Here is a 25,334-nt window from a genome sequence, read left to right as displayed (position 1 = left end):
AATTTAAGAATTTTCCGGAGTATTAAATGCAGCCTGTAATTATTGAAAGAAGAATTATTGAATTGAACCCGACCCAGCAGAAGATGATAAAAAGCGGATGGGGCGAACGGAGCGTAGAAGATGCTATAGTTGAACAGATAACTTATCTATCCGACGGCTTAAGGGTGAAGGGGTATCTGGCTTATCCTAAAGATCGTTCTAAAAAATATCCTTGTATTATCTGGTGCCGGGGCGGCATAGGGAATGCGGGTTCAATCGATCAATTCAACGCAAGCGGAATATTCGGACAGATCGCAAGCTGGGGTCATGTGGTCTTTGCTTCGCAATACAGGGGTAATGCCGGCGGTGATGGAAAAGACGAATTCGGAGGCTCGGATGTGAACGACGTTCTTAATTTAATTCCATTAGCCAACGAGATTGAATTTGCAGATCCGGCTAACTGGGGAATTGAAGGCTGGAGCCGCGGCGGTATGATGACATATCTTACACTTACACGGACGGGTATTTTCAAAGCAGCGATCGTAATTGGCGGAATTGCAAACTTAAGATGCAATTCGGAAGAAAGTAAGTTTATGAAACGGCTTTACGAAATTACAATGGGGAAAGCAGATACCGAAAATTTCAGTAAGAGCTGTGAATCGAGATCGATTATTAATTTCCCTCAAATGCTTTCTAAAAATACGCCTCTTCTCATATTACACGGGACTGCGGACGACAGAGTTCTTGTGCACGACTCAATTGACCTGTCGGAAAAGCTTAAAGAGCTGAATTATCCGCACCAGCTTATTCTATATGAAAACGGCGATCACTTTTTAAAATCAAACAGAAAAGAAGTTAATGATAAACGGAAGGAATGGTTTAATAAATTTCTGAAAGATTAGAGTTTTAATTCTACTTCCCTGTTTCTGTCCGGATACCTGATTTTCAATTTCTCCGGGCCCATCGTATCATTTTCAATACTTATAATATTTTTACCTTTCAACAGTATTCTGCTCTCTATTTTTTCTTTTTCCCCTTTTTTCATTCCGATAATCTCAATCTTCTCTTCCACATCAGAATGAAGTAGGATTTTATAAGTGAGATTATTTTCTTTAACAAGGACAGGATTTACAAAACGGTTCTTTTCAGAATAGATCAGGTCATTTAATTCCGTAATCCGGACCTGAACCACGTTAGAAGATTCGATACTTTCATTCCACAATTTACTTACAGAGTTTACAACAAAATAATAATTAACTCGTTCCGGTTTATCAACAATCAATTTGTAATTATTTACATCGGCAGGTATTACATCTAGCAGATAATCTGGCAGTAGTTCGGCTCCCGGATTAGGTAAATTATAGATTGCAAAATAACCGATCGAATCACCCGGACTGTTATTACTTACCTGCCATTCGAATTCAATTTCCCTGCTGCCGGTTGATAAAATACCTGCGCTTAGATTCGACGGGGGTTCGGGATAGATCCCCCCCATCCAGGTCATTAACGATGGAAGAGTTTTATAAGGAAATTTTTCAATCCGGTACCCGGAAATGCTGGAGTATCTGAAGAATGCAATCCCCTCGGCTCCGATACTTCTGGAATAATCGATCATCTTGCCTATATCCGGCTTAACATTATCCTTATATGCACCGATACCTAAAATAATATGTCGGCCGAATGAATTTTCAACCCACTCTTTAGCCAGAAGATCGAATCGGGTATTATCGGATAGGGACCAGTATATCTGAGGCGCCAGATAATCCACTATTCCGCGCTTCAGCCACTCGCGTGAATCCTGATAGATCTCATTATACGATTCCCATCCGTACATTCCTTTCTGATTCTTGTAAACACCGATAGGAGCCGCGCCGACTTTTATATTTTTCTTAACCGATTTGACTTTCCGGCTGATCGATTCAACAAGAGATGTTATATTACTCCTGCGCCAATCGTCAACAGGTACACCATTGCCGTAAACATTGTAAGAGAAAGCGTCATCAAAATTTTTACCCGGGTATCTGATAAAGTCGAGGTGAATTCCGTCTATATCATAGCTGGCAGCCATTTCAGCAAACATGTCCGATAGATAATCCCGAACTTCGGGGAGCCCCGGATCGAGCCAGTAAGATTTCGCGCCGTCTCTTACGTCCTCAACAATCCATTCAGGTTTTCGTTGAGTTATGTGAGCCGGATTGTTGAATGTAGCCGATTCGGTTCCGGAAAAACATCTTACTACATTTACCCAAGCGTGAATTTCGAGTCCGTGACTATGGGCCTGTTCAACTGCAAACTTCAAAGGATCATAAGAGGCATTCCTTCCGACTTCCCCTGTAATATATGGAGAAAGTGCTTCGAATGATGAACTGAATAAGACTACACCGTTACTGCGGACCTGGAAAAAGACAGTGTTAAGATTTTTCGATTTTATATTCTCAAAAATATTTATGAGTGCCTGTTTCTGTTTTTCCTGGTCGTATGTGGGGGGCGGCCAGTCGAGTCGGAAATTAGTTGCAACCCATACTCCCCTTGTCTCCCTCTCCACCTGTGAATTGACGGTAATATTATAAACCGATAGCCACAGAATGAGAACAACTACAAATAACAGTTTTTGTGTCTCGGATAAATGATTCATAAGAGATTTATTTTTTTCCATTAATAAAATAATGTAGGCCTTTGTTTATAGAATCCATCACGTCGATCATCCCGGCCTCCACATCAATAATTAAATTGCCAGCCTCTTTCAGAAGTACAAACCGGATTCCATCGTGAATTGATTTTTTGTCTCTCTTCATTATTTCGTAAATCTTCACCGGATAGAATTGTTTAATCCGTACTTTTTCAGAACTCCTTAAAAGAAGCGGCAGATATTTTTTAAAGGATGTGTTTTCTAAAATCCCCAAACGGTTGGATAGATGTAATGCGCATACCAGACCGATTATGACTGCCTGTCCGTGTTTAATTAAGTGATTCTGTTCAATCTCTATTGCATGTGCAAAAGTATGGCCGAGGTTCAGGATTTTCCTCAAACCAAGCTTTTCAGTTTCATCTATTTCAACAATCGCGGATTTAAACTTTACGCAAACAGAAAAAACCTTAAGAAGTTTTTCAGCATCTAGATTAAGTATTTTATTCTGATTCCTACTTACAAAGCTGAGGAAGTCATTCCCGATCAGGAGCGAGTATTTAAGTACCTCACCGAATCCGCACAGAATTTCATCTTCCGGCAAGGTTTTGAGAAAGTCGGTATCTATAAGAACAAATTCCGGCTGGTAAAATGAGCCGATAATGTTTTTTGTCGATTTGAAATTGATTCCTGTCTTTCCCCCAATCGAACTGTCGACCATAGCCAGCAGCGTAGTTGGTACGTGAACAATCTCTACTCCTCTTGCAAAAGTCGAAGCAGCATAGGCGGCAATATCGCCTGTAATTCCCCCGCCAATAGCAATTATGAGTGTATCTCTGCCGAATCCGTTTTCTATTAATGCCGAATAAATATCCGAAAGCTGATCTGCGGATTTATTCGGTTCTGTTGCGTTAATGCTGTAAAGATAAGCTCTTGTGTCTATACTGCTTAAAAATTTTTCAATCTTTCCGTTGTGAAGACTTAATACGTTTTCATCAATAATGATGAATAAATTCCCAAAAAGTTTATTACTATTAATCAATCCTTTAAGCTTGCTGAAAATATTCTTGCCGGTATAAACAGGGTATTCTTTGCCCGGTAACCTGACATTAATTTTTTTCATGAAAGAGGTCCATAATTTTCTTTGCAATTTTATCAACCGTTATTCCGATTGGGCTCATATCGGTATCTATTGTAAGATCGGCCTTTTCGTAATAGATTTTTCTTTTATCCAGTAATTCTTTTATTCTGTGAATAAAGTCTTCCTGCGGATTTTCGCCCAGTACAAGATCCCGGAACAGCGGTCTGTCAATTTTATTTTTTAAGCGCTTATAAAGGTTTGAAGGGGATACTTTTAGATAGACAATCTTTCCGGTCCGCTTCATCAATTCATAGTTTACAGAATTAATAATAGTCCCGCCTCCCAGTGATATAATAACACGGTTTCCGTTCGATAAATCCTTAAGTATTCTGCTTTCAATTTCCCTGAAATAGGGCTCCCCCCTTTTTTCAAAGATTTCAATTACAGAAAGATTTTCTTCCTTTTCAATTTCCTTATCCAGGTCGTAAAAATCGAAACCAATGACATTGGCAATAATTGGACCGAGAGTACTCTTGCCGCTCGTCATGAAACCCGTTAAATAAATTCTTTTCTGGTCCAATTAAAACCGACCTTCAGTTTTTGTGACGTAATATAATTAATATAAAGCTGAAGTTAAGAGGTCTGATATAAAAAGAGATTAAAAATTAAATGAAAGACCGATATTGAAAGTAATGCCGTCGATATTAACTTTTGAACTGATACTTCCTGCAGGGAGCGGATAATTATTTCCTTTGTAATTTACTGCCGGATTTGAATAACGACTCTTCATAGTGAATTCCGGATCTCTGAAACGCATTTGTCCGCGGACTGAAAAATATTCATTTATTAAATATTCCATTCCGATTGCAACATGAATTCCATAACCGAGCTCATTTCCATCAGGATTAAATTCAACATCCTCGATGCGGCGGATATGGCGGCCCAGATAAATGCCGGCGCCTCCTCCCATAAAAAATTTAAAGTCCTCTGTAGAAAACGGAACCAGATAATATCCGCTTAGTTCGATAGGGATAACAGTGTAACCGTCCTCTATTTCGATCCTGTTTCCTGCAAGGAAAAAATTTCCGTTGTTATGAGTTTTGGATAAATATTCCGTACCGATACCGATTATCAATTCATCTAAAACTTTGTACCTGAATTCGAATGAGACGCTGTAAATATCCTCCAGGACATCGTGAGTGGATCTGAAGAACGGGTCGGCTGAATTCGGCTGCAAATAGAGCTTTGAAGTTGTAATGTAATTGAATCCGGCAGACAGACTGAATTTCTTTCCGTTATACTGGGAAAAAGAGGTCTCCGAAAAAAGGAGAATTAAAATGATTATATGAAAGATTAGCTGTTTCATAAATGGCACAGGCAATATAGAAAATAGAGGGGAAAATCAAAGTGTAAAAAAAGGAATACAGCCTTGAAAGATTAGTGCACCTTTCAAGGCTGCTAAATTTTAATCAGCGGAAAAAGAGGTATCTGTTATCAACGATATCGGCTTCTTTCTTTAAATCCTGCAGCCATATGTTGAAGTAATTATTTCTTTTCTGATCCAAAATGTTTTTTCTAAGAACCTGTTTCTGGGCATCGAACTGGGACTTGTCGAAGCTAGTACGCGATCTAAGGTTGATCAGGTAAACTCCAATATTTCCTTTAACAGGCTGGGACCATTTGTTGAATTCAGCTTTGCCGGCATATTCAGCGAGAGCAATTTCCCTTCCGATACCGTTAATGTTTCCCATTAAAGTAAACTCTCCAGTAGTATCTACCTTTGCAGCATACCAGATATTTTTAGCAACCTGAGGATCGCCGCCATCGCCGATACTCTTACGGATCTGGGTGATCAGCTCGGAAGCTTTAATAAAGCTCTTCTCGCGCATGACATCATTTTTAATCAGACTTTTTACATCATCGAATTTCTTAAAGCCGGCTTTAATAACCTCTGATACTGTGGCAACAACATAACCGGATGCAACACGGAAAACTTCACTTACGCTGCCGACGTTGTTATCAAACGCCCATTTAACAAGGGCCTGATTGATACCAACTCCGGGAATAGCCATCGTTTCACTTGTAAAAGGAGGAGTCTCAATCACGTTATAGTTCAGAATCTTTGCTTCGGCTTCAAAACCGTTATCGGCTGCAACATAAGCAAAATCCGATGCGTTCTGAAAAAGATTATCATTGGTTGTAGCAGAGATCTGAACTTTATTAACAATTTTTTCAACTACAAAATCCTCATTAGATCTTCCGGTTACTTTGATAATATGATAACCGAACACGGATTTAACAGGTTTCTGAACCACACCGATCTTTCCGTTGAATGCGGCTTCTTCAAACTCTTTAACCCACTGTCCTCTTGAGGCCCATCCGAGGTCACCGCCGTTGCTTCCGCTTCCGTCGTCAGATTTTGCCTTTGCGGTAGCTTCGAAATTAGCGCCTTTCATAATTTCATTATAAATGCCGTTTGCTTTCTTTTGATCTTCGCTATCGTTTCCAGTAGTCCGTACGAGAATATGGGAAGCTCTTACGGATTCCTGTTTCGATTTTATTTTATCTATATAACGGTAAACAATATATCCTTCGAATGAGGAGACCGGTCCAACAATATCTCCTTTACTGGCTTTTGTTAATGCGTCTTTTGCCTCAGCCGGTAATGAGGACAATGAGATAGTATCTTTCGAATACGGCTGTTCAGAATAAATATCGACGTAGGATTTAAATGAAGCAGTATCGGCTTTCAGTTTTGATACGATAGCTTCAAGATTCTTTTTAACGCCAACGGAATCATCGCGCGAGGCCTGGCGTCTGAAAAGAACATATTTAATTTTTCTCGATGGCTCAATTTTATAATTATCAATATTCTCATCATAATATTTCTTAATGTCTGAGTCTGTAACCGTATACTGATCCTGTGGAATAGTATTGGGATCAATCATAATATAATCGGCTTTCATTTTAATATTCTGCTGCATAAAGCGGTCTTTAGCTTCTTCGTCGCTTACCGTAATTGAAGCAAAGAGATAGTTCTGAAGTTTCTGCTGAATAAACTGCTGACGGATCTGATCTTCAACGGCAATTACAATTTCTTTATTTCTTGGATCGCGCATTGCCTGTTCGTAAAGCTGGCGATTGAAATTCCCGGTTGAATCGGTAAACTGTTGTCTGAGCATGGCAGGCGGATTGGGTCCCATCAATTCATTTTTTATTTCTTCATCGGTTACCACAATACCGAATTCCTTTACCTTCTCGTCAATCATTTTCTGGGTAATAAGGGCATCCCATACCTGGTCGCGGAAGAAATCCATCTGCGATTCATCGATTGCCTGACCTGTTGCCTGTTCCTGGTTTTGTCTGGCTCGTTCAATAAGGTTTGAATATTCCTGATAAGTAATATCCTCGCCGTTAATAGAACCGATATACTGTTTTTGCTGCTGGACGAAATCGAGAACACCTGAATCTGAAATAACCATAAACAATACAAATAATCCACCAACAAGCAGAATGAACCAGGGAGCTAAACTCCTCATCTTGGCCATCATAGCCATATAATACGACCTCCAATTAAGAAAAAATGAAAATTTAGGCGCTTAATTTAGATACAAGAGGGCTCAAATGCAATCCGTATTTTCTTTTAACCGGCAGTCTAATTTACACGATTAAACCGTTTCAACTCTTATAAAAGCGACAGTTTCACCGCTATTAAGAATTGAACCGATTTTATTTGCGAATAAAAGTCATCAAGACTAACTTAGAAACCAAAAAAATGGAATTTGTATGCCATCTTTTAGTCATTCATGGTTACCTTTCATCTATCTATACGTCTGCGGAGGAATTATATTCTTTACTGGGATGTATATAATTCATAAAAGTAACAGTCTGGATCTTCGATTGAAAAAGAACCGACGGTGGAGAAAAGTACTTTACTTCGGTTTCTTTTACTTTATGATAATTCATGCCATTTTAATAATAGCTGCAATCTACTGGTGAAATAATATATGGAATCATTACACGGTTTAGGAAGCGCTACCGACTGGATAGTAATGTTTGTTTACTTCTTCGGTATAATGCTTTTTGGAAGCTACTTTGCAAAATACAACAGAACAACAACAGATTTCTTTTTTGGAGGCAGACGATTCGCGTGGTGGTTAATCACCGTTTCAATTGTTGCGACCGGAGTTGGAAGTCATAGTTTTGTTAAATATTCCGCTAAGGGTTTTGAGCACGGGATATCATCAACAATGACATATATGAACGATTGGTTTTTCGTACCGTTCTTTTTATTCGGCTGGCTTCCGATAGTCGTATATACCAAGATCCGTTCAATTCCCGAATATTTTGAAAAAAGATTCAGCCCTTCCGTCAGGAGAATTGCAACCGTCTTCCAGCTTCTCTATCTGATAGGATATCTGGGAATTGGATTACTTACTCTAGGTAAAGTATTCACACCGCTATTACCTGCTGAGATTAATCTGCTCGGTTTATCAATACCGGTATCGCTTATGGGTGTAATAATTACTATTGCTATTATTACTGGTACATATACAACATTCGGCGGACAGACGGCAGTTATTTTCACAGATCTATTACAAGGTTTGATCCTACTATTTGCCGGGTTCCTGATCTTCCTGATGGGTGTTAATTATGTGGGCGGGTTTGAATCCTTCTGGCATTTACTTCCGGTAGAGTGGAGGTTACCGTTAGCAGATTTCAATACACCGCCGGATTTTAATTTCGTTGGAATATTCTGGCAGGATGGCGTTGCCGGTTCGGTCGGATTCCTTTTTATGAACATGGGTTTAATAATGAGATTTATGTCCGCAAAAAGTGTTGATGAAGGTAGAAAGGCCGCAGTATTTAATGTTTTGTTTATGCTTCCTTTATCAGCAATTGTTGTCGGTAATGCAGGTTGGATTGGTAAAGCAATGGCGGGAATGATCTCTTCAGAATTGAGTCCGAATGTTAATCCGGATGAAGTGTTTATAGCAGTTACTCATATAATTGCATCCCAAGGAGTATTCGGATTTGTAATTGCAGCACTGACAGCAACATTATTATCGACAGTTGATTCATTGATTAACGCAATTGCCGCAGTTTATATGAATGATGTCCATCATCCGCTTAAAAAGTATTTTAAGAAAAAAGTTAAATCGGCAGAGGAGGAGGCCAAACAGGAACTGGGTGCGGCAAGGATTGCCTCTGTTGTAATTACTGCAATAGGCGTTCTGGCAACTATACCGTTCAGCCAGTATCCAACGGTTTATGAGGCTCACGGATATTTTCATTCAACTTTAACTCCTCCGCTTGTAACTGCTATATTCCTCGGGATTTTCTGGAGGAAATTTACACCGGCAGGAGTTCTTGCAACATTTTTAGGCGGATCTTCTTTAATGATTCTTGGGGCAAGATACCCCGGAATTCTGATCACTCCTTTCGCACATGGAACACCGCTCGATCCTGTTCATCCTTATACGTATATAAGCGCATTATATAATACTTTTGTCTGCGTTGCTGTAGCAGTTGTTATAACCCTTACATTCAGCTGGCAGAAGAGAATTGTAAATAGACTGAAGAAACTCGATTCACATAATAACCTTATGAAAGTTTTCTTTGCAGTTATCGTCGGCTCCTTGATAATGGTTTGGTTCAACATCGGCGGAATGTATCTGCTGCTCGCTACTACATTTATTATGACAGTCCTGGTTTCTCTTACCGCACAGTATTACATTCACTTTGATCCCGCTGTTCATACAGACGGACTAACCGCCTGGTCACTCCACAGGGCTAAAGAAATTTTCAAGGGTGGTAAAATAAATGAACGCGAGGGAGAAATTGTAAGTGTAAACTGGAAATTGAGGAATGATGATGAAGATTACGTCAGCCTCTCCCTGACAGATTTGAAGAAAATGGAAGCCGAAGAAGGCGACCTTGTTTATGTAAGTGATAAAAGAAAATATCTAGGCGGATTGAAATCCTTCCATTCTAAAATTGGTAAATCTCACGATGAAGCGGGTGTAATCTACATAAGCAGGGAGCATAAACTGACCGGACAGTTCCAGGAAGGCAGAATTCTAACCGCTGAAAAGGAAATGTAATCGGAAGAGTAAATCTTATCGACAAAAATTGATAAAGCCCCGCACTAGCGGGGTTTTATTTTGTATTGAACTTTGCTTTTAACTTGGCATTAACAATCGGGGGGACAAACTCGGCAACGTTTCCGTGGAATTGAGATAGATTCCTTACAATAGTCGAATTCAGATATGTGTAACGAGCATGGGGCATCAACAGGATGGTAGTAATATCATCGGCGAGTTTGCGGTTCATCAGGGCCATCTGGAATTCGTATTCAAAATCACTTACCGCGCGAAGCCCTCTTATAATTCCGATAGCTCCGGAACGCCTTGCGTGTTCTACTACCAATCCGTCAAACCAGTCGATCTTTACCCTGTCGAATCCTTTCAAACTTTCCCTCAGCATTTCCACCCTCTCCTCTACCGTGAAGAGGCAGGTCTTGGAAGGATTTTTAGCAACCGTAACAATCACTTCTTCGAATAATTCAACTGCCCGTTTAATAATGTCGATATGACCGTTTGTAACAGGATCGAATGTGCCCGGGTAAATTACTTTTGCCATTGTAACGGCTCCAATTTCTTTTGATTAAAAAATAATTCCCTTTAACTTAAAAACCAACCGATTTTTAATTACCTCACGAATCGATAAATCAGGCTATCCCCAAGTTTTTTGAACGGCTCGCATTTAAAATTTTCAATATCATTTTCTTTGGTCTGAACCGATCTTTCAACAATCATTAAACCGCCCTCCTCCAGGAAATCTCCCGAAAGAATATTCTCTACTACTTTATGAATATCGTCTTTAAAAAAAGGAGGATCAGCCAGTATAAGATTATATTGTGCATGATCTTCAATTTTAGTGAATTTTACTGCGTCCATTTTAAATACTTTACACAAGTCGTCGGCATTAAGTGACGTAATATTCTCTTTCAAGACACGCGAGACACTGAAATCCTTCTCAACAAAATGTACCTGCGATGCTCCTCTGCTCAGGGCTTCGAGCCCAAGCGAACCGGACCCGGCATATAAATCGCATACGAGGATTCCTTCAAAGTCGATAGTGTGAATCAAATAATTAAAGATCGATTCTTTTGTCTTGTCGGTTGTAGGCCTAACCAGTTTGGATTTTGGAAACCTGACCGTTCTTCCTTTATAAATACCGCCTATTATTCTCATCAGACAATTCTTATGGCTATTCCGGTTGCTGCCGTAAATGAATTAAATTGTGTTGAAAAGAGAGGGTTGATTTTAATGCTTTCATCAACCCTGAGGAATTCAAACGGATTAATTCGCACTAAAGGTTTACCGATTGCTTTCGAAATATTTTCTGCAAATTCCGAAGTAACAGTCTGTCCGCACATAGTAACCCTGCTTATATTTTCCGGACCGATATTTATATCCGATAAAGTTTCCAGAACACTTTTTAACTGTTCGAAAAAATCCGCACCGTTCTGATTAAAAATTTTGAAATAAAACGGAAATAGTCCTTCGAAGACAGCAAGAGAAGAAAAATGCTGATCGATATAAAAACTGAATGTTATCCTCTCCCTGGAAATCGTTTTATCGAGGTGGAGAAATGCATTTGATGCGAGGTGTGCGTTATCTACATATTTCAGTTCAAATTTGTTCTGTTTACAGAAATTGTTAATAGCCGCTACAATATCCTTGCTTACCGCAAATACGATTAATTTGTTTTCCGGCCGGACAAACGACTTATTTACTTCGACGTACTGGATCAGGAAATCCTTTCCGTCGTACATCGGAAAAGAGACAGAAAGCTCCCAGCGGATATGATCAATAAGGTCCTTTCTTGTAAGTGTATCGTCGTAAGGAATTTCGAAAATTTTAAAAAAATTGTTCGGCAGAGTAAACGAGATAAAATTTGATGTGATAAGTTTTTTGCGGGTGATTCTGTTTAAGGAGTCCTGGAGAATTCTAATCAGATCTGAATCCTGCATTGATGGATTTAAAGAATCTTTAAATACCAGCTGATCAATATTCTCCAGGCAAAAGAGATTTTCTTTATAACTTATTTCAACGAGCTGTAATTTAGTTTCAGTTAAGTTTATTCCAACATGATTATGAAATAATGGCATTCAAGTTTTTATTTTATTCCCATGATGCAGTATTTTTCATAGCATCACTTCTCAGATCTCCAATGGTTCCGAATCCGTCCGGGCAGCTGATGAAATATCTCTGACCAATTGTTCTCATTCTATCGATCTTAAGAATTCTGCCGCGTCTATCAATCACAGTATCGGCAACTTCAGAAGTATCAACCTGAAGAAGGAATTTCTGGCCGGATTTAGGACTGAATAACAGAGAGTCGGGTGTAAAGAGTCCGGAGGATAAATTGACAAACGGATTAGTTGATTTTTTAGTAACAGTATCCACGCCCTCCATTACTTTCTTAACACCGGCATCAGTCTTAATAAATGTAATTAAGCTGTCCATATTGTCAGTGAATTTTCCGAACTTATCCTGCCACAGTCTTTCGGCGGCACGGAGATTCGACATTCTGAGTCTGGATTCCTGCTTGAAATATTTTTCTTGTTCAATCACTTCATTCGGATCAAGGTATGCAACTTTTATTAATACAAAAACAAGGACTGCAATAACAGCATACATAATAAAATGAACATACCAGGGTTCACCTTTTGACATTTTTTTCCTCCAGAGGTTTATAAATTCTTAATTAACTGAAATAAGATTTTTAATTTTCTCGAATTTCGATTTACCAATACCTTTAACAAAGAGCAATTCGTCGATACTTTTGAATCTTCCGTTTTTAATTCTATAGTCGACAATATTCTGAGCCGTTTTTAATCCGATACCGGGCAATGATGTGAACTGATCGGTCCCTGCGCCGTTAATATCGAGTTTATTTAACGGAGAGAAGGAGGCAATACCCTTGTTTCCTTCTTTTTTCTCGGTTCTAAAATCTGAAAGTTCAGACTTAGATTCAACCCTTTTTTCAGTAAATTTTTCAGTACTATCGCCAACATTTAAAGGATTTTCATCATGATAGAACCTGCTATCCTCATTTGAATAATCGAACTCTAAAAGAAATGGGTTCTCTGTTTCACTTTTTATAAGGTGGATAATAATTCCGGCGAACAGAGTAACTAAAAGGAAAAAAATTATTCTGGATTCTGTCTCGGTAAAACCAAATTTGCGGGATACTCTGGTAATAATTTTCATCTACTTTTCCCCCATATATAAGTAGACTTAATGAATCTCAGGACAAACTGAAAATCGAAATCAGAGAGAACTGAACAATTTATCTGCCCGGTTTAATGTTCGAAAGTTTCTGAAGCTCCTTCAAGAGTTCCTTCTCTTTTGAAGTTACATTTTTAGGAACATGAATATTGATCTTAACAAGCTGATCACCTGCACCGTGTTTATTCAGGTGCTGAATTCCTTTCTCCCTCATTTTGAGAAACTTGCCCGATTGTGTTCCGGGGTCAATTTTTAGTTTCGCTTTTCCGTTTAAAGTAGGTACTTCAACTTCTGTACCCATAACAGCTTCGGGATAACTGATATTAAGTTCGTAAATAATATTATCGCCGTCGCGGAGGAAATGCTCATGCTGAATCTCTTCGAATACAACAATAATATCTCCTGAAGGTCCACCGTTTTTTCCGGCATTCCCTTCGGAGCGGAGTGTCATATAGCTTCCATCGAAAACGCCAGCCGGAACATTGATTTTAATTGTGGATTCGGAATGAACACGGCCGTCACCCGAACATTTAACGCATGGATCGGAAATGATTTTTCCGGTTCCATTACAATTATTGCAGGGGGCAATGTTTACGAACTGACCGAATATTGATCTGGAAACCTGCCTTATTTCACCTGTACCGTTACACGATGCACATGTTTTGAAACTACCGGACGATTTAGCGCCGGTACCGCTGCATTCGTCGCACTTGTTAAACTTTTTTATTTTTACTTTTTTGGTGGTTCCGGTGGCAACTTCTTCAAGAGTAAGTTTTAAAGTTATTTTAAGATCTGCGCCCGGAGTACCGGATTGTTTCTGTTTTCCTCTTTGAGCAGAACCGCCGAAGAAATCGTCGAAAATAGAAGAACCGCCGAACGCACCACCGAATATGTCGGAGAAATGACTGAAGATATCATTTACATTCTGGTAACTATGGAAATCCTGACCGCCTCTTAAACCGCTGTGTCCGTAACGGTCGTACTTTGCTCTTTTCTCATCATTGCTGAGGACCTCGTAAGCTTCGGCTGCTTCTTTGAATTTTTCTTCGGCTTCTTTATTTCCGGGATTCCTATCCGGATGGTACTGCATTGCAAGTTTTCTGTAGGCTTTTTTTAATTCATCCTGCGAAGCCGATTTGGATACACCCAGAATTTCATAATAATCTTTTTTTGCCATTTAGTCTTTATCCTTCGAGATTGGAATCTGTTCCGGCGGTCTTATTAGAACCGGAGTTATTTTGAGCCTGATCTTCAGCCTCCGAACTTACAATTACTTTTGAATGACGAATTACTTTGTCTTTATACATATAGCCCTCTTCAACAATCTGAATTACAGTATTGGGAGGGGCGGAGTTGACAGGCTGCTGCATTAAAGCTTCGTGAAAATTGACGTCGAAAGGTTTTCCCATTGCATCAATCTTTTTTACACCCTGCGAATTCAGAATTTTGGTAAACTTTTCGAATACAAGCTCCATTCCTTTCTTAAGAGAATCAAAATTGTTATTGTCGTTTATATGGCTAATAGATCTTTCCATATCGTCATACACTATCAGAATATTTTTTATTATCGGCTCTGCTGCATATTTAAGCAGGTTGAGCTGATCATTTTCTGTCCTTCTTTTATAATTTTCAAACTCGGCAGCTTTTCTCAGGAGCGAATCCTGAAGTTGTTTTACTTTATCTTCAAGTTCCGAAATTTTCTGAATTGCCGTCTTCAGGTCTTCCGATTTATCATCGGCTGCAGGTTTTCCTTCAATTTCTATTGAAGTATCTTCTTCGTTTATCTCCTGTTTAAATTCTTGATTCGATTCCATTTCATCCGGTTGACCGTTTAATTCTTCATTAACATCTTTCTTTTTCTTCATGACGCCTATCTTTGTTTTGTTAATTCGCGTGTTAATTGTTCTGCTATATAAACTACAGCGGCAATAATCCTGGAATAGTCCATTCTTTTCGGACCCATAATTCCAAGCGTACCTTTTAATTCACCTACTTTGTATTCCTTTGTAATTAAACTATAATCCGAAAACTTTTCATCCTGGTTTTCTTTGCCGATCGTGATATTGAGATCGGTACTGTCGGTTAATTTTTTATCGAGAATATGAATTATAACATCTTTATTCTCAATCAGTTCAATAACGCTCTGAAACTGTTCGTGATCTTCGAACTCAGGCTGAGAAAGTATATTTTTCGCGCCGGAAATAATCGTCTTTTCGCTACCGATATCATTAAAGATTTTATCTACTGAATCAACAAACACCCTGATAATCGGTTTTACGGAATCACTATTAAAATCTTTGATCCTGTCATTCAATGTAGATCTTATTTCCGAAAAACGTAAACCCGAAAGCTTTTCGTTCAGGAGTTGCTGAACTACGGCAATATTATTTTCATTAACCTCTGCATTAATCTCAAGAGTTATGGTTCTTATAAGTCCGGACTGAACTGTTACAACAACGAGAATCCGGATGGAAGAAAGCTGTACAATTTGAATTCTTTCCAGAATCGCCTGCTCAAATTTCGGATAAGTTACAAGAGCCAGCTGGTTCGTAAGATTACTCAATATAGATGATGTTATCCTTAAAAGATCTTCTGTTTCCGATGCAGCCTGACTCAGATTACTATCCACCATACTTCTGGCATCCGATCCGAGTTTAGGCGGATCCATCAATGAATCTACATAAACACGGTAGCCCATATCGGTCGGGACTCTTCCGGCCGATGTATGAGGATGATTGAGATAGCCGAGATCTTCGAGGTCCGACATTATATTTCGGATCGAGGCCGGCGATAGTCCAACTTCATATTTTTTCGAAATATTCCTTGAACCGACCGGATTTGCGGTAAGAATAAACTGGTGAATAATGAACCGCAAAATTGCTTTTTCTCTCTCGTTTAAATGATATCCTGACATATTTTAGTAAATTCTTAAGAGCAATGGGCTCAAAGTTATTAAAAATTAGGCAATTTTTCATTTCTAAGGAGAACTGGTAGTTATGTTAATCCGGAAGACAATTTTTGAGTCGAAAAAGTTTCAGTTCCTTAATAATGATTATATTTGAGAAAACAAAAAATCGAATCTGATGAATTCCGATAATACCTATAAAAGCGCCGGGGTCGATATCGATGCCGGTGACAGAACCGTTGAAAAGATCAAAAAACTGGCTGCATCTACATTCAATAAGAATGTTCTCTCCGGTATCGGCCATTTCGGGGCTTTCTACCAGATTGATCTTGAGAAATATAAAAATCCGGTACTTGTCTCGAGCGTGGACGGAGTCGGTACAAAACTAAAAATAGCATTTGCAGCTGATAAGCACGACACAGTTGGACAGGACCTCGTAAATCATTGTGTAAATGATATTGCTGTATGCGGGGCTGAGCCGCAATACTTTATGGATTACCTTGCCGTTGGAAAACTGATTCCCGAAAGGGCTGCAGAAATTATTAAGGGTTTTTCTATTGCCTGCAGAGAAAATAATGTCGCCCTTATAGGAGGTGAAACTGCCGAGATGCCCGGATTTTATACCGAGGACGAATACGATATCTCTGGAACAATAGTTGGCATTGTAGAACGCAATAAAATAATTAACGGTAAAAATGTAGTTGCCGGGGACCTGATGATCGGCTTCAAGTCCAACGGGCTCCATACAAACGGTTATTCACTTGCCAGAAAAGTTTTACTGGACAAATTCAGAATTAATGAAATACCTGCCGGTTTTGAAAATACGCTTGGAGAGGAACTCCTGAGAGTTCATAAGTCGTATTTAAAATTGATCTGCGAAATGAAGGAGAAAATTTCTGTCAAAGCTTTTTCGCATATTACCGGCGGAGGAATTATTGGAAACACAGTTCGGGTTATACCAAAGAATCTTTCATTAAAGATAAACTGGGAAGGATGGGAAATTCCGCCACTGTTCGAACTTATTAAAAGTACAGGTAACATTAAAATCGAAGAGATGAGAAAAGTATTTAATCTTGGTATCGGATTAATCGCGATAGTCGACAGGGACGATGTTGAAAAAGCGCTTGATGTCGCATCGGCACTTGGCGAGCCCGGAATTTTAATCGGAGAAGTAATTCAATAAAGATTCCGGTATTAATCCCCATCGCAAATATTTTTTTTGAAAGGATTATATGTTCGTAGATACACATGCACATTTGTTTTATCCCAATTTCAACGGTGAACTCGACCAGGTACTGGAACGTGCGGCAGCTGCAGGAGTCGATTATATAATTGTACCCGCAACAGATCTGGCTTCATCCGCCCGTGCAATAGAACTGGCTGATAAATACGAGCAGATTTATGCGACAGTCGGAATTCACCCTCATGATACTAGAGAGTGGAGTGACGATCTGATTCCAATGCTTGAAAAGGTCGCCGGGCACAAAAAAGTGGTTGCCATCGGGGAAATCGGTCTTGATTACTATTACGATTTCTCGCCGCGCGATATTCAACTGAAAGCTTTCGAGGCACAGATTGAGCTTGCTATTCGACTCAACCTGCCAGTGATTATCCACAACAGGGAATCGAACGATGATATAATGGCTTTTGCCCGAAGATATAAAGGAACCGGACTTAAAGCACAGTATCACTGCTTTGCAGGTTCCGTTGAAGATGCGAGAGAACTTGTGGAGATGCATCATTACATCTCTTTTCCCGGAAACATCACTTTTAAAAAAGCAGATAGCCTCAGGAAAGTCTTAAGCAGGATCGCGGTTGAAAATCTCCTTCTTGAAACTGACTCCCCTTTTATGACACCAGCTCCCCGACGCGGAGAAAGGAACGAACCGGCGTATATTAAACTGGTTGCTGAAAAAATTGCAGAGGTTCACAATCTTTCGGTTGAAGATGTTGCAAGAACAACTTCTTATAACGCATATAAATTATTCGGTATCGGTATGAAACCATCATTAAGTTTTACTTATCAGATCGGCAGTTCTCTTTACATAAATGTTACGAACAGATGCAATGCCGATTGCGTTTTCTGCGATCGTAAGGGAGAAGCTGTTATAAACGGTTACAATTTGAAAATGACAAAGTCGGAAGAACCTGAAGCAGATGTTTATATTAGAGAGATCGGCGACCCGAAGCGTTTTAAGGAAATTGTATTCTGCGGTTACGGCGAACCGGCTATCAGATGGGATGTTGTAAAACAAATCGCCAAATACGTAAAAGAGAACGGCGGCCGGACAAGGATGAATACAGATGGACACGGAAATTTTATAAACAAACGGGATATTACACCGGAATTGAAAGGGTTGATCGATATTGTTTCTATAAGCCTGAATTCTGTTGATCCTGATCAATATGCAGCGTTGATGAGAGTCGATTCATCTCTTCATGCTGAAATGCTCGACTTCGCTAATAAAGCGAAGGAATATACTCACGTAGTTATGTCGATCGTCGGTTTAAGCGATGTAGATTCCGAAGCGGCAAAAATATTTGTGACTGATAAGATCGGCGTCGATTTCAGAGAGAGAGAATATTTTTAAAGGACTATTCATGAAAATGAAGTTACTTTTCATACTCCTGCTTCTTACAGTCTCCGTATATCCACAGGGAAAAAATTCGGGCCTCCAGAATCGGATAAATAAAGTTCTTACTTCGGATTTTTTTAATGGCAGTCAGATAGCTATTGATGTTTTTGATCTTACATCAAATAAATCAATCTACCGAAGGAATGAAAAACTTCTTTTTCATCCTGCATCTACTATTAAATTGCTTACCACAAGTGCGTCTCTCTTGTTTCTTAATGATTTCAAATTCAAAACCTCTGTTTATCAGAGCGGTGTTACCGAAAATTTTGTTTGCAAGGGTGATATCTACTTAGTAGGCGGACTCGATCCTGGTTTTTCTTTAAATGATCTGGATTCTTTAGTTAGAGAGATTAAACTTTCAGGTATAAATGAGATTCGCGGGAATATTTATGCGGACCTTTCTGCAATAGATTCACTAATGTGGGGAAACGGCTGGATGTGGGACGACGATCCGGATCCTAATTCCCCTTACTTATCTGCTCTCAACATAAATGATAATGTTATAAAAGTTTTGTACGCACCAAACATTAAAGGAAAACCGGCTATTATCAATACCGAACCCAAAACCGGTTTTGTTGAAGTGATTAACACATCGGTTACTACCGAACAGAAAAATATTCCTTTTCTTATAACCCGGGACTGGATAAGCAGAAAAAACAGTATCACCGTTAAAGGTGAAATAGCTTTAAATGATAAACCGGATGATTTATTGCTCAACGTCTACAGCCCTGCAGAATATTTTCTACAGTTATTCAAAGAAAGGCTTGCCGCTTACAAAATCAATTTTTCCGGGGAAATTAAAACCGCATCGCTGCCCGACGGATTGAAAGAAATTTTTTCGCTCGAACGATTGCCCGATTCTGTTGTTGTAAGCGCCAACAAAGAGAGTAATAATCTTAGCGCCGAAATGCTCCTCAGGGCTATGGCTCTGAAGTATTACGGTAAGCCTGCTTCCGCTTCAAACGGAATTAATCTCATCGATAGCTTGATCACTCTAACCGGTTTGAATCCGGAGAATTACCGAATTGCGGACGGCTCGGGTCTCTCCTTTTACAACCTGGTTTCCGCCGAACTTCTAAACGAAACGCTGAAATTTGTTTACAATAAAAGGAGCGACGTATTTAATAAGCTGCTGAACTCTTTGTCCGTAGCAGGAGTCGACGGGACTTTAAAGGACCGGATGAAAAAATCTTTTGCAAATAAAAAAGTGAGTGCTAAAACCGGAACAATCAGCGGTGTAAGTAATCTAAGCGGTTTTATTACGAATAAGTCAAATCATCTTATTGCCTTTACAATTATGATCCAGAATTTTAACGGTTCATCCAAAACCGCAAGAGAAATTCAGGATAAAATTTGCGAATTAATTTACAGTTACTGATAAATGAAAAAATATCTGCAGTATAAAATTGTTACAACTCCGGTAAACAACGAGTTGATAAGCGGAATGCTCTGGCAATTTGATTTTGCCGGTATTACCGAAACCGAAAACAGTTTGAATCTCTTTGTTGACCCAAATAATCCTGTTACAGAAGAGGAAATTTCGGCAGTCCTTGAATCCGCTAAGGGAGAGGGATTTATTTATGATTATGTAATAACTTCAGATTTAATTGAGGACCGGAACTGGAATGAAGAGTATGAAAAGAATGTTAAAGTTGTTGAAGTAAGCGACAGAATTGTTATAAAGCCGTCGTTCAAAGAGTATAATTCTGGGGATGACCGTCTAGTTATTACAATAGATCCCAAAATGTCTTTCGGTACAGGCGAGCACGAGACCACAAAACTTGTTCTTAGACTTATTGAAAAATATATCCGGCCGGATGATTACGTGCTCGATGTCGGATCAGGAACCTCTGTACTGGCCATTGCGGCAGTAATGCTCGGTGGTTCAAAAGCTATCGGAATTGATAATGATGAGTGGTGCCTGCTAAACGGCAGAGAAAATGTGAATCTTAATTCACTTGAAGATAAAGTGGAAATCCGGCTTTCGGAATTAAATCAGCTTGAAGAAAGTAATTTTGATCTGATAGTTGCAAATATTAATAAACATATACTGCTTGAGATCGCACCCTTACTGGCAAAAAAAATTAATCCGGCCGGAAAGTTGATCCTTTCCGGCCTTCTTCAAACGGATGAAGCTGAGGTTTCGGACAAGTATTCTTTGAATCGGTTTAAAGCAATCGAGCAGGCTCAGTTAGGAGATTGGATTGCTCTTGTCTTCGAAAAAAAATAATTACATCAATTTGCCCAAAATATTGAGAATTTGCTTCTGTTCATTGTCGGAAAGTTTGGTAACGAGAGAAGCAATATTTTCATAATAAGAAGGCAGAATTTTTTCCAGTTTTGACTTTCCGGAGTTAGTCAGTTCGGCTGTAATTACTCTCCTATCCTCTTTCGAGTGAACTCTTTTAACAAATCCCATTTCTTCCAGATTATCTACAACGCATGTAATATTTGCGCCTGTTACCATTGTTTCTTCACTTATTTTTTTGAGGGGGACAGGACCCAGTTTGTAGATAACCTCGAGGACGCCGAATTGAGGTGCGGTAAGTTTTTCACCAAACATTTGCTTTGCTTGCACTTTACGAAACTTATCGTGCGCTTTTGAAAGCCTTTCCCAAAGCTGGAGGGCAGTTTCAGCTTTTTGGCTTTGCATTAGTAGTTTCTCCTATTTTTGTTGAAGAATATTTTCCCTATTGTACTCCTAATGATTTAATGGGTTCTGGTTAGAAACTTAAAGAATTAATTTTTAATTGTGAAGTAAAAATTTTAGTGATATTTACTTTTTAAACAGTTTGATTTTATCGCAAAATAAGTCGTTTAACTTAATTTGAAACCACCCGACCAAAGTATATATTTTACGTTCAAATAATTTTATTGTATCAAGTTGCTGAAAAAAATTCAAAAAATTTCTGATTTTGTAAATAATCTGAATTCTATAAAGGATAACCCGGGTTACCTTAATCCCGGCAAGTTTATCTGCCCGATTGACAGAGATCTTTTCGAAAAATCATTTGACCTTCTTTATTCAAAAGAATTTTTTTTCTATTGGAACGATCCGTCGAGAAAAGAAAGATTCTGGGGAATCGATCAACTGTATTCATTACAAACTGAAGAAGAACTGAATAGTTTAAATTTCATATCAAATCCCGAGAATTCCCCGGCTGAACGGATACCCGACATTCTCATTTCAGCAAAATTTCCGGGTGAGGAAAAAACGAATGAGTGGAATGAATTTGATTCTTCAATCCGGTTCATCCCGAAATTTCTCTTTTTCAACAGTGATGATAATTATTACTTCGTTGCTTTTTATATCCGCGGAATTTCTCTTCCGATAGATCAATACATGTATGAAGTCGGTTCTCTTTTGGACTCTTTGACAACAAAAAATAAGATTCGGGGCGACGTTTTCAATTTAACTCTGATTAAAGATACTTCAAAAGAAAACTGGGAAAGAATAATTTATGCCGCTTTAGATAAAATCAGAAACGGCTCAATTCAAAAAGTTGTGCTTGCCCGTCGGATAGAATTCAGAATAGAAGGATTGCCCGACTTCAGAATGATTATTTCGGAATTGCTGGAGAACTATTCAACCGGATATATATTTATTTTTAGAAGCAAATCATCTTTCTTTTTTGGAGCAACTCCTGAAAAATTATTCGAAATAGATGGGAATATTCTTCGAACAGAAGCCCTGGCAGGTACGATAGAACGCGGCAGCGACGAAGAGAAGGACAGACTGAACGAATCAATTCTATCGCACGACCAAAAGGAACTTGCCGAACATCAAAGCGTTATCGATTTTATTGCCGGCGGTTTAGAAGGAATTGCTTCGGAGCTTATTATTAGCTCAACCGGTATTAAAAAACTGAAATATATTCAACATTTATGGACACGGATTACGGCAAAACTTAATTCCGGAATTACATTCGCACCGGTTTTAAAAAGTCTTCATCCTACTCCTGCCGTATGCGGGGTGCCCAAAGAAGAAGTTATTACCGCGATTCAAAAACTGGAGGATTTCGACCGGGGTTTATTTGCCGGTGCTCTGGGATGGTACAATAAGAACAGCGCAGGAACTGTAGCTGTTGCAATTAGATCTGCACTAATTACAAACAACAAATTGATTTTATATGCAGGATGCGGTATAGTTGAGGGTTCAAATGCTGAAAAAGAATTTTATGAAACAGAACTTAAACTAAAATCGATATTATCCCTCTTTCGGAATGAAACAAAAAATTAATCGTAATACTCTCTGGTGCGAAATCTTTGCAAATTACATTGCCGAATGCGGCATAAAGAATGTCTGTATTTCGCCAGGTTCAAGAAGTACGCCTCTCACACTAGCTTTTTCTCACAATAAATTTTTCCGGATTTTCCCGATCGTTGATGAACGTTCATCCGGTTTCTTTGCATTGGGGCTTGCCAAGTCTTCTAATTCACCAACAATTGTAATAACCACATCCGGCACAGCTGTTGCAGAATTATATCCGGCAATCATCGAAGCTTACTACCAGAGAATTCCTTTAATTATCTGTACGGCAGATCGTCCCGCGTATTTAAGGAATCAGGGAGCAAATCAAACAATTAACCAGGATAACATTTACCGGAATCATATAAGGTACTTTGCGGATGCCGGACTTCCCCAATTAAAACATTCCGGAATGAATCGGCTGAAAAGTATAACGGGAAAAGCTGTTAGAATAAGCCGATTTGTTAATCCCGGCCCGGTTCACATTAATTTCCCGTTTGATAAACCATTTGAACCGGACATTTATACGGATGATGTTTCTTCAGATCTTCTGATTAAGCTTCAAGCGACAGATAATAAAGAAATAAAAATTAAACAAAATAGTACTGCAGCAATTAAAACTTTCGTTGATACTGTAAAAAGGAAGAGGAGAGGAATAATTATTTGCGGTTTTAACAATTACGGAAAGGAATTTATCTCCTCCCTCGTTGAATTCTCATTTAAATCCGGTTATCCGGTTTTTGCAGACGGTTCTTCCGGTTTAAGATACGGCCAGCATTCAAAATCGAACATAATAGAGAACTTTAACGCTTTAATCCGGTCTGATTTATTCCTTAAAAAATTTGACCCGGAAATAATTCTTCAGGTAGGGGGTTCGGCAACCTCCAATCCTGTACACGATTTTATTAAATCGAGCAGAGCGGAAAAGATTCTTATTAATCAGTACGGCGACAGAAACGACCCGTCTCTATCGGCAAAAAAACGGATCAGGATTAATCCGCTGGAATTGTTCAATTCCGCAAATCTGCTGTTAAAAGATCGTAGGAAAAATAAAGATTGGTTAAGGCCGATTGCAGAAATGAACAACAAACTCAATGATCTCAAGAAACAGCTTTTTGATATTAAACCGGTTTTATATGAGCCGGTTATAGTCCATACCTTGATAAACCATTTGCCCGCCGATTGCAACTTAATGATCTCCAACAGTTTACCGATAAGGGATATCGATTTCTTTTCTACCTGTTCAGAAAAGCGAATAAAAGTAGATACAAACAGGGGCGCAAGCGGTATAGACGGAATAACCTCGACTGCGTTAGGAATAGCTGCAAATTCGTCCCGTCCAACATTTTTAATTACCGGCGATCTGGCGTTTTTTCACGATTTGAACGGGCTTCATAATTCGCTGAAATTTAAGATCCCGCTTACAGTCATTTTGATTAATAATGGCGGAGGAGGCATCTTTGAATCTCTTCCAATTTCCCGTTTCGGAAAGATTTTCAGGGATAATTTTTCTACACCATTGAAACTTGAATTCGAAAAAATTGTCAAAGCATTCAATGGTATTTATTATATTGTAGATGAAACTAAAGGTTTTATTAACGCACTTAGGAAATCATCGAATAGCAAAAGTCTTAGTGTAATTGAGATTAGAACCGATGCCAGATTATCCAAAATTTTCCGTTCTGAATTCTGGGAAACAGCAACCGGGGAAATTGAAAAATATATAAATGATAATTCAGGTTGACGATATTGAATTCAATATTCTTGTTAATGAATCCGACATTTCAAAAGATAAACTCCCGATAATTTTCCTGCACGGTTTTACAGGTCAATCCAGCGACTGGCATTTCATATACGAAAAACTTAGTGACAAATACCTTCCCGTTGCCATAGACCTAATAGGTCATGGAAAAAGCAGTTCGCCCGAAAATCCGGATTATTATTCCACAGATTCAATAACCCGCCAGATAAACAGAATCATTACCTCGCTAAGATTTAAAGAGATTGTACTGGTCGGATATTCAATGGGAGGCCGCGCCGCTCTCTCCTACTGCTGTAAATATCATCCTGATATAAGAGCGGCAATTCTGGAAAGTTCTACGGCAGGTATTAGGAATTTCGAACAGAAAAAAGAAAGAGTAGAATTTGATTTCCTTCTTTCAGAAAGAATTAGAACTGAAGGAGTAGACAAATTTCTTGATTACTGGTTCAGTATTCCGTTATTCGAATCACTTAAAGATATTGATAATCTGGAAAGCGTAAAGAACCAAAGAAAGCAGAATAGTGTTATAGGATTATCAAATATGCTTGCGGGTTTCAGCACGGGATTAATGCCGGATTATTGGGACCGGTTGCGAAACATTAATTTTCCCGTTTTACTTATAAGCGGGGAGCTCGACGAAAAATATACTCAGATTAATTCCGAAATGTCAAAATTAATTCCGGAATCCGAACATATAATTGTTAAGAATTGCGGCCATAATGTTCATTTAGAAAACCCCGGGCTTTTTATTAAATTTGTCGACCAGTTTCTGAGTTCACACATAACTTCCAGGTAAA

Annotated in this window: 24 protein-coding genes; 10 read left to right on the top strand and 14 right to left on the bottom strand. The window is 38.9% G+C overall.

The annotated features are described in order from the left end of the window. The first annotated feature begins 26 nt into the window (after positions 1–26). Entirely contained in the window at positions 27–881 is an 855-nt protein-coding gene (locus PLZ15_11515) for a prolyl oligopeptidase family serine peptidase (protein HOI30373.1), read from the top strand. On the opposite strand, the gene PLZ15_11510 is transcribed toward PLZ15_11515, so the two are convergent. From PLZ15_11510 to PLZ15_11490, 5 genes are all read right to left on the bottom strand, one after another. Next, the gene (locus tag PLZ15_11510; protein HOI30372.1) at positions 878–2,635 is read right to left on the bottom strand and encodes a family 10 glycosylhydrolase; all 1,758 of its coding nucleotides are present in this window, start codon (positions 2,633–2,635) and stop codon (positions 878–880) included. The two genes, PLZ15_11515 and PLZ15_11510, sit on opposite strands and share 4 nt — an antisense overlap. Then, positions 2,622–3,728: a 3-dehydroquinate synthase gene (gene aroB / locus PLZ15_11505; GenBank protein HOI30371.1), complete on the bottom strand. Its 1,107-nt coding sequence runs from the start codon at positions 3,726–3,728 to the stop codon at positions 2,622–2,624. The genes PLZ15_11510 and aroB overlap by 14 nt, the downstream gene beginning before the upstream one ends. Beyond that, entirely contained in the window at positions 3,715–4,266 is a 552-nt protein-coding gene (locus PLZ15_11500) for a shikimate kinase (protein ID HOI30370.1), read from the bottom strand. The genes aroB and PLZ15_11500 overlap by 14 nt, the downstream gene beginning before the upstream one ends. A gap of 78 nt (positions 4,267–4,344) precedes the next feature. Continuing rightward, a complete protein-coding gene (locus PLZ15_11495; GenBank protein HOI30369.1) occupies positions 4,345–5,052 on the bottom strand; it encodes a hypothetical protein in 708 nt (235 codons plus the stop codon). A 103-nt stretch (positions 5,053–5,155) separates the two neighbouring features. Then, positions 5,156–7,243 carry a peptidylprolyl isomerase gene (locus tag PLZ15_11490; protein ID HOI30368.1) on the bottom strand — a complete coding sequence of 696 codons (2,088 nt, stop codon included), beginning with the start codon at positions 7,241–7,243 and terminating at the stop codon, positions 5,156–5,158. A 229-nt stretch (positions 7,244–7,472) separates the two neighbouring features. Here PLZ15_11490 and PLZ15_11485 point away from each other — a divergent pair, with 229 nt between their 5' ends. Together PLZ15_11485 and PLZ15_11480 are read left to right on the top strand one after the other, a co-directional pair. Beyond that, positions 7,473–7,685, top strand: a complete 213-nt coding sequence (locus tag PLZ15_11485; GenBank protein ID HOI30367.1) for a hypothetical protein — start codon at positions 7,473–7,475, stop codon at positions 7,683–7,685. Between the two features lie 8 nt (positions 7,686–7,693). Then, a complete protein-coding gene (locus tag PLZ15_11480; protein HOI30366.1) occupies positions 7,694–9,790 on the top strand; it encodes a sodium:solute symporter family protein in 2,097 nt (698 codons plus the stop codon). Positions 9,791–9,845: 55 nt separating this feature from the next. On the opposite strand, the gene coaD is transcribed toward PLZ15_11480, so the two are convergent. The 8 genes from coaD to hrcA form a co-directional block, all read right to left on the bottom strand. Then, entirely contained in the window at positions 9,846–10,328 is a 483-nt protein-coding gene (gene coaD / locus PLZ15_11475; protein HOI30365.1) for a pantetheine-phosphate adenylyltransferase, read from the bottom strand. Positions 10,329–10,396: 68 nt separating this feature from the next. Then, complete coding sequence (gene rsmD / locus PLZ15_11470; protein HOI30364.1) at positions 10,397–10,942, bottom strand: 16S rRNA (guanine(966)-N(2))-methyltransferase RsmD; 546 nt, start codon at positions 10,940–10,942, stop codon at positions 10,397–10,399. Beyond that, entirely contained in the window at positions 10,942–11,862 is a 921-nt protein-coding gene (locus tag PLZ15_11465) for a hypothetical protein (protein HOI30363.1), read from the bottom strand. The genes rsmD and PLZ15_11465 overlap by 1 nt, the downstream gene beginning before the upstream one ends. A 13-nt stretch (positions 11,863–11,875) precedes the next feature. Then, positions 11,876–12,430 carry a hypothetical protein gene (locus PLZ15_11460; protein ID HOI30362.1) on the bottom strand — a complete coding sequence of 185 codons (555 nt, stop codon included), beginning with the start codon at positions 12,428–12,430 and terminating at the stop codon, positions 11,876–11,878. A 27-nt stretch (positions 12,431–12,457) separates the two neighbouring features. Continuing rightward, positions 12,458–12,967 carry a ComEA family DNA-binding protein gene (locus PLZ15_11455; GenBank protein HOI30361.1) on the bottom strand — a complete coding sequence of 170 codons (510 nt, stop codon included), beginning with the start codon at positions 12,965–12,967 and terminating at the stop codon, positions 12,458–12,460. Positions 12,968–13,046: 79 nt separating this feature from the next. Next, positions 13,047–14,162 (bottom strand): molecular chaperone DnaJ, encoded by a 1,116-nt coding sequence (gene dnaJ, locus PLZ15_11450; protein ID HOI30360.1) that lies wholly within the window; start codon positions 14,160–14,162, stop codon positions 13,047–13,049. Positions 14,163–14,169: 7 nt separating this feature from the next. Then, positions 14,170–14,850, bottom strand: coding sequence for a nucleotide exchange factor GrpE (grpE, locus tag PLZ15_11445; protein HOI30359.1), 681 nt, complete (start codon positions 14,848–14,850; stop codon positions 14,170–14,172). A gap of 5 nt (positions 14,851–14,855) precedes the next feature. Further along, the gene (hrcA, locus tag PLZ15_11440) at positions 14,856–15,899 is read right to left on the bottom strand and encodes a heat-inducible transcriptional repressor HrcA (GenBank protein ID HOI30358.1); all 1,044 of its coding nucleotides are present in this window, start codon (positions 15,897–15,899) and stop codon (positions 14,856–14,858) included. Between the two features lie 169 nt (positions 15,900–16,068). Between hrcA and purM the strand changes: the two genes are divergently transcribed. Genes purM through prmA form a run of 4 tightly spaced genes read left to right on the top strand, consistent with a single transcriptional unit; the run spans position 16,069 to position 20,756 of the window. Beyond that, entirely contained in the window at positions 16,069–17,073 is a 1,005-nt protein-coding gene (purM, locus tag PLZ15_11435) for a phosphoribosylformylglycinamidine cyclo-ligase (protein ID HOI30357.1), read from the top strand. Between the two features lie 49 nt (positions 17,074–17,122). After that, on the top strand, positions 17,123–18,481 hold the full coding sequence (locus tag PLZ15_11430) for a YchF/TatD family DNA exonuclease (GenBank protein ID HOI30356.1): 1,359 nt from the start codon (positions 17,123–17,125) through the stop codon (positions 18,479–18,481). A gap of 10 nt (positions 18,482–18,491) precedes the next feature. Further along, positions 18,492–19,904, top strand: coding sequence for a D-alanyl-D-alanine carboxypeptidase/D-alanyl-D-alanine-endopeptidase (gene dacB, locus PLZ15_11425; GenBank protein HOI30355.1), 1,413 nt, complete (start codon positions 18,492–18,494; stop codon positions 19,902–19,904). Between the two features lie 3 nt (positions 19,905–19,907). Further along, entirely contained in the window at positions 19,908–20,756 is an 849-nt protein-coding gene (prmA, locus tag PLZ15_11420; protein HOI30354.1) for a 50S ribosomal protein L11 methyltransferase, read from the top strand. Here prmA and PLZ15_11415 read toward each other — a convergent pair whose 3' ends face one another. Beyond that, complete coding sequence (locus PLZ15_11415; protein HOI30353.1) at positions 20,757–21,179, bottom strand: MarR family transcriptional regulator; 423 nt, start codon at positions 21,177–21,179, stop codon at positions 20,757–20,759. Positions 21,180–21,410: 231 nt separating this feature from the next. On the opposite strand from PLZ15_11415, the gene PLZ15_11410 reads away from it, so the two are divergent. From PLZ15_11410 to menH, 3 genes are read left to right on the top strand one after another with little or no spacing between them, the layout of a single operon-like run. Further along, positions 21,411–22,766 carry an isochorismate synthase gene (locus tag PLZ15_11410; protein HOI30352.1) on the top strand — a complete coding sequence of 452 codons (1,356 nt, stop codon included), beginning with the start codon at positions 21,411–21,413 and terminating at the stop codon, positions 22,764–22,766. Then, complete coding sequence (menD, locus tag PLZ15_11405; GenBank protein ID HOI30351.1) at positions 22,750–24,519, top strand: 2-succinyl-5-enolpyruvyl-6-hydroxy-3-cyclohexene-1-carboxylic-acid synthase; 1,770 nt, start codon at positions 22,750–22,752, stop codon at positions 24,517–24,519. The genes PLZ15_11410 and menD overlap by 17 nt, the downstream gene beginning before the upstream one ends. Further along, a complete protein-coding gene (menH, locus tag PLZ15_11400) occupies positions 24,503–25,333 on the top strand; it encodes a 2-succinyl-6-hydroxy-2,4-cyclohexadiene-1-carboxylate synthase (protein HOI30350.1) in 831 nt (276 codons plus the stop codon). Before menD ends, menH begins: the two co-directional genes overlap by 17 nt. The last annotated feature ends 1 nt before the right edge of the window (position 25,334 follow it).

The organism is Melioribacteraceae bacterium (assembly GCA_035362835.1).
GTDB lineage: Bacteria > Bacteroidota > Ignavibacteria > Ignavibacteriales > Melioribacteraceae > DSXH01.
This window is presented reverse-complemented; position numbering and strand designations above follow the sequence as displayed.

Bases quoted from the DNA above. Each gene is read 5' to 3' on its own strand.
- PLZ15_11515 (HOI30373.1), top strand. From the start codon at position 27: ATGCAGCCTGTAATTATTGAAAGAAGAATTATTGAATTGAACCCGACC.
- PLZ15_11510 (HOI30372.1), bottom strand. From the start codon at position 2,635: ATGGAAAAAAATAAATCTCTTATGAATCATTTATCCGAGACACAAAAA.
- aroB (HOI30371.1), bottom strand. From the start codon at position 3,728: ATGAAAAAAATTAATGTCAGGTTACCGGGCAAAGAATACCCTGTTTAT.
- PLZ15_11495 (HOI30369.1), bottom strand. From the start codon at position 5,052: ATGAAACAGCTAATCTTTCATATAATCATTTTAATTCTCCTTTTTTCG.
- PLZ15_11490 (HOI30368.1), bottom strand. From the start codon at position 7,243: ATGGCTATGATGGCCAAGATGAGGAGTTTAGCTCCCTGGTTCATTCTG.
- PLZ15_11485 (HOI30367.1), top strand. From the start codon at position 7,473: ATGCCATCTTTTAGTCATTCATGGTTACCTTTCATCTATCTATACGTC.
- PLZ15_11480 (HOI30366.1), top strand. From the start codon at position 7,694: ATGGAATCATTACACGGTTTAGGAAGCGCTACCGACTGGATAGTAATG.
- coaD (HOI30365.1), bottom strand. From the start codon at position 10,328: ATGGCAAAAGTAATTTACCCGGGCACATTCGATCCTGTTACAAACGGT.
- rsmD (HOI30364.1), bottom strand. From the start codon at position 10,942: ATGAGAATAATAGGCGGTATTTATAAAGGAAGAACGGTCAGGTTTCCA.
- PLZ15_11465 (HOI30363.1), bottom strand. From the start codon at position 11,862: ATGCCATTATTTCATAATCATGTTGGAATAAACTTAACTGAAACTAAA.
- PLZ15_11460 (HOI30362.1), bottom strand. From the start codon at position 12,430: ATGTCAAAAGGTGAACCCTGGTATGTTCATTTTATTATGTATGCTGTT.
- PLZ15_11455 (HOI30361.1), bottom strand. From the start codon at position 12,967: ATGAAAATTATTACCAGAGTATCCCGCAAATTTGGTTTTACCGAGACA.
- dnaJ (HOI30360.1), bottom strand. From the start codon at position 14,162: ATGGCAAAAAAAGATTATTATGAAATTCTGGGTGTATCCAAATCGGCT.
- grpE (HOI30359.1), bottom strand. From the start codon at position 14,850: ATGAAGAAAAAGAAAGATGTTAATGAAGAATTAAACGGTCAACCGGAT.
- hrcA (HOI30358.1), bottom strand. From the start codon at position 15,899: ATGTCAGGATATCATTTAAACGAGAGAGAAAAAGCAATTTTGCGGTTC.
- purM (HOI30357.1), top strand. From the start codon at position 16,069: ATGAATTCCGATAATACCTATAAAAGCGCCGGGGTCGATATCGATGCC.
- PLZ15_11430 (HOI30356.1), top strand. From the start codon at position 17,123: ATGTTCGTAGATACACATGCACATTTGTTTTATCCCAATTTCAACGGT.
- dacB (HOI30355.1), top strand. From the start codon at position 18,492: ATGAAAATGAAGTTACTTTTCATACTCCTGCTTCTTACAGTCTCCGTA.
- prmA (HOI30354.1), top strand. From the start codon at position 19,908: ATGAAAAAATATCTGCAGTATAAAATTGTTACAACTCCGGTAAACAAC.
- PLZ15_11415 (HOI30353.1), bottom strand. From the start codon at position 21,179: ATGCAAAGCCAAAAAGCTGAAACTGCCCTCCAGCTTTGGGAAAGGCTT.
- menD (HOI30351.1), top strand. From the start codon at position 22,750: ATGAAACAAAAAATTAATCGTAATACTCTCTGGTGCGAAATCTTTGCA.
- menH (HOI30350.1), top strand. From the start codon at position 24,503: ATGATAATTCAGGTTGACGATATTGAATTCAATATTCTTGTTAATGAA.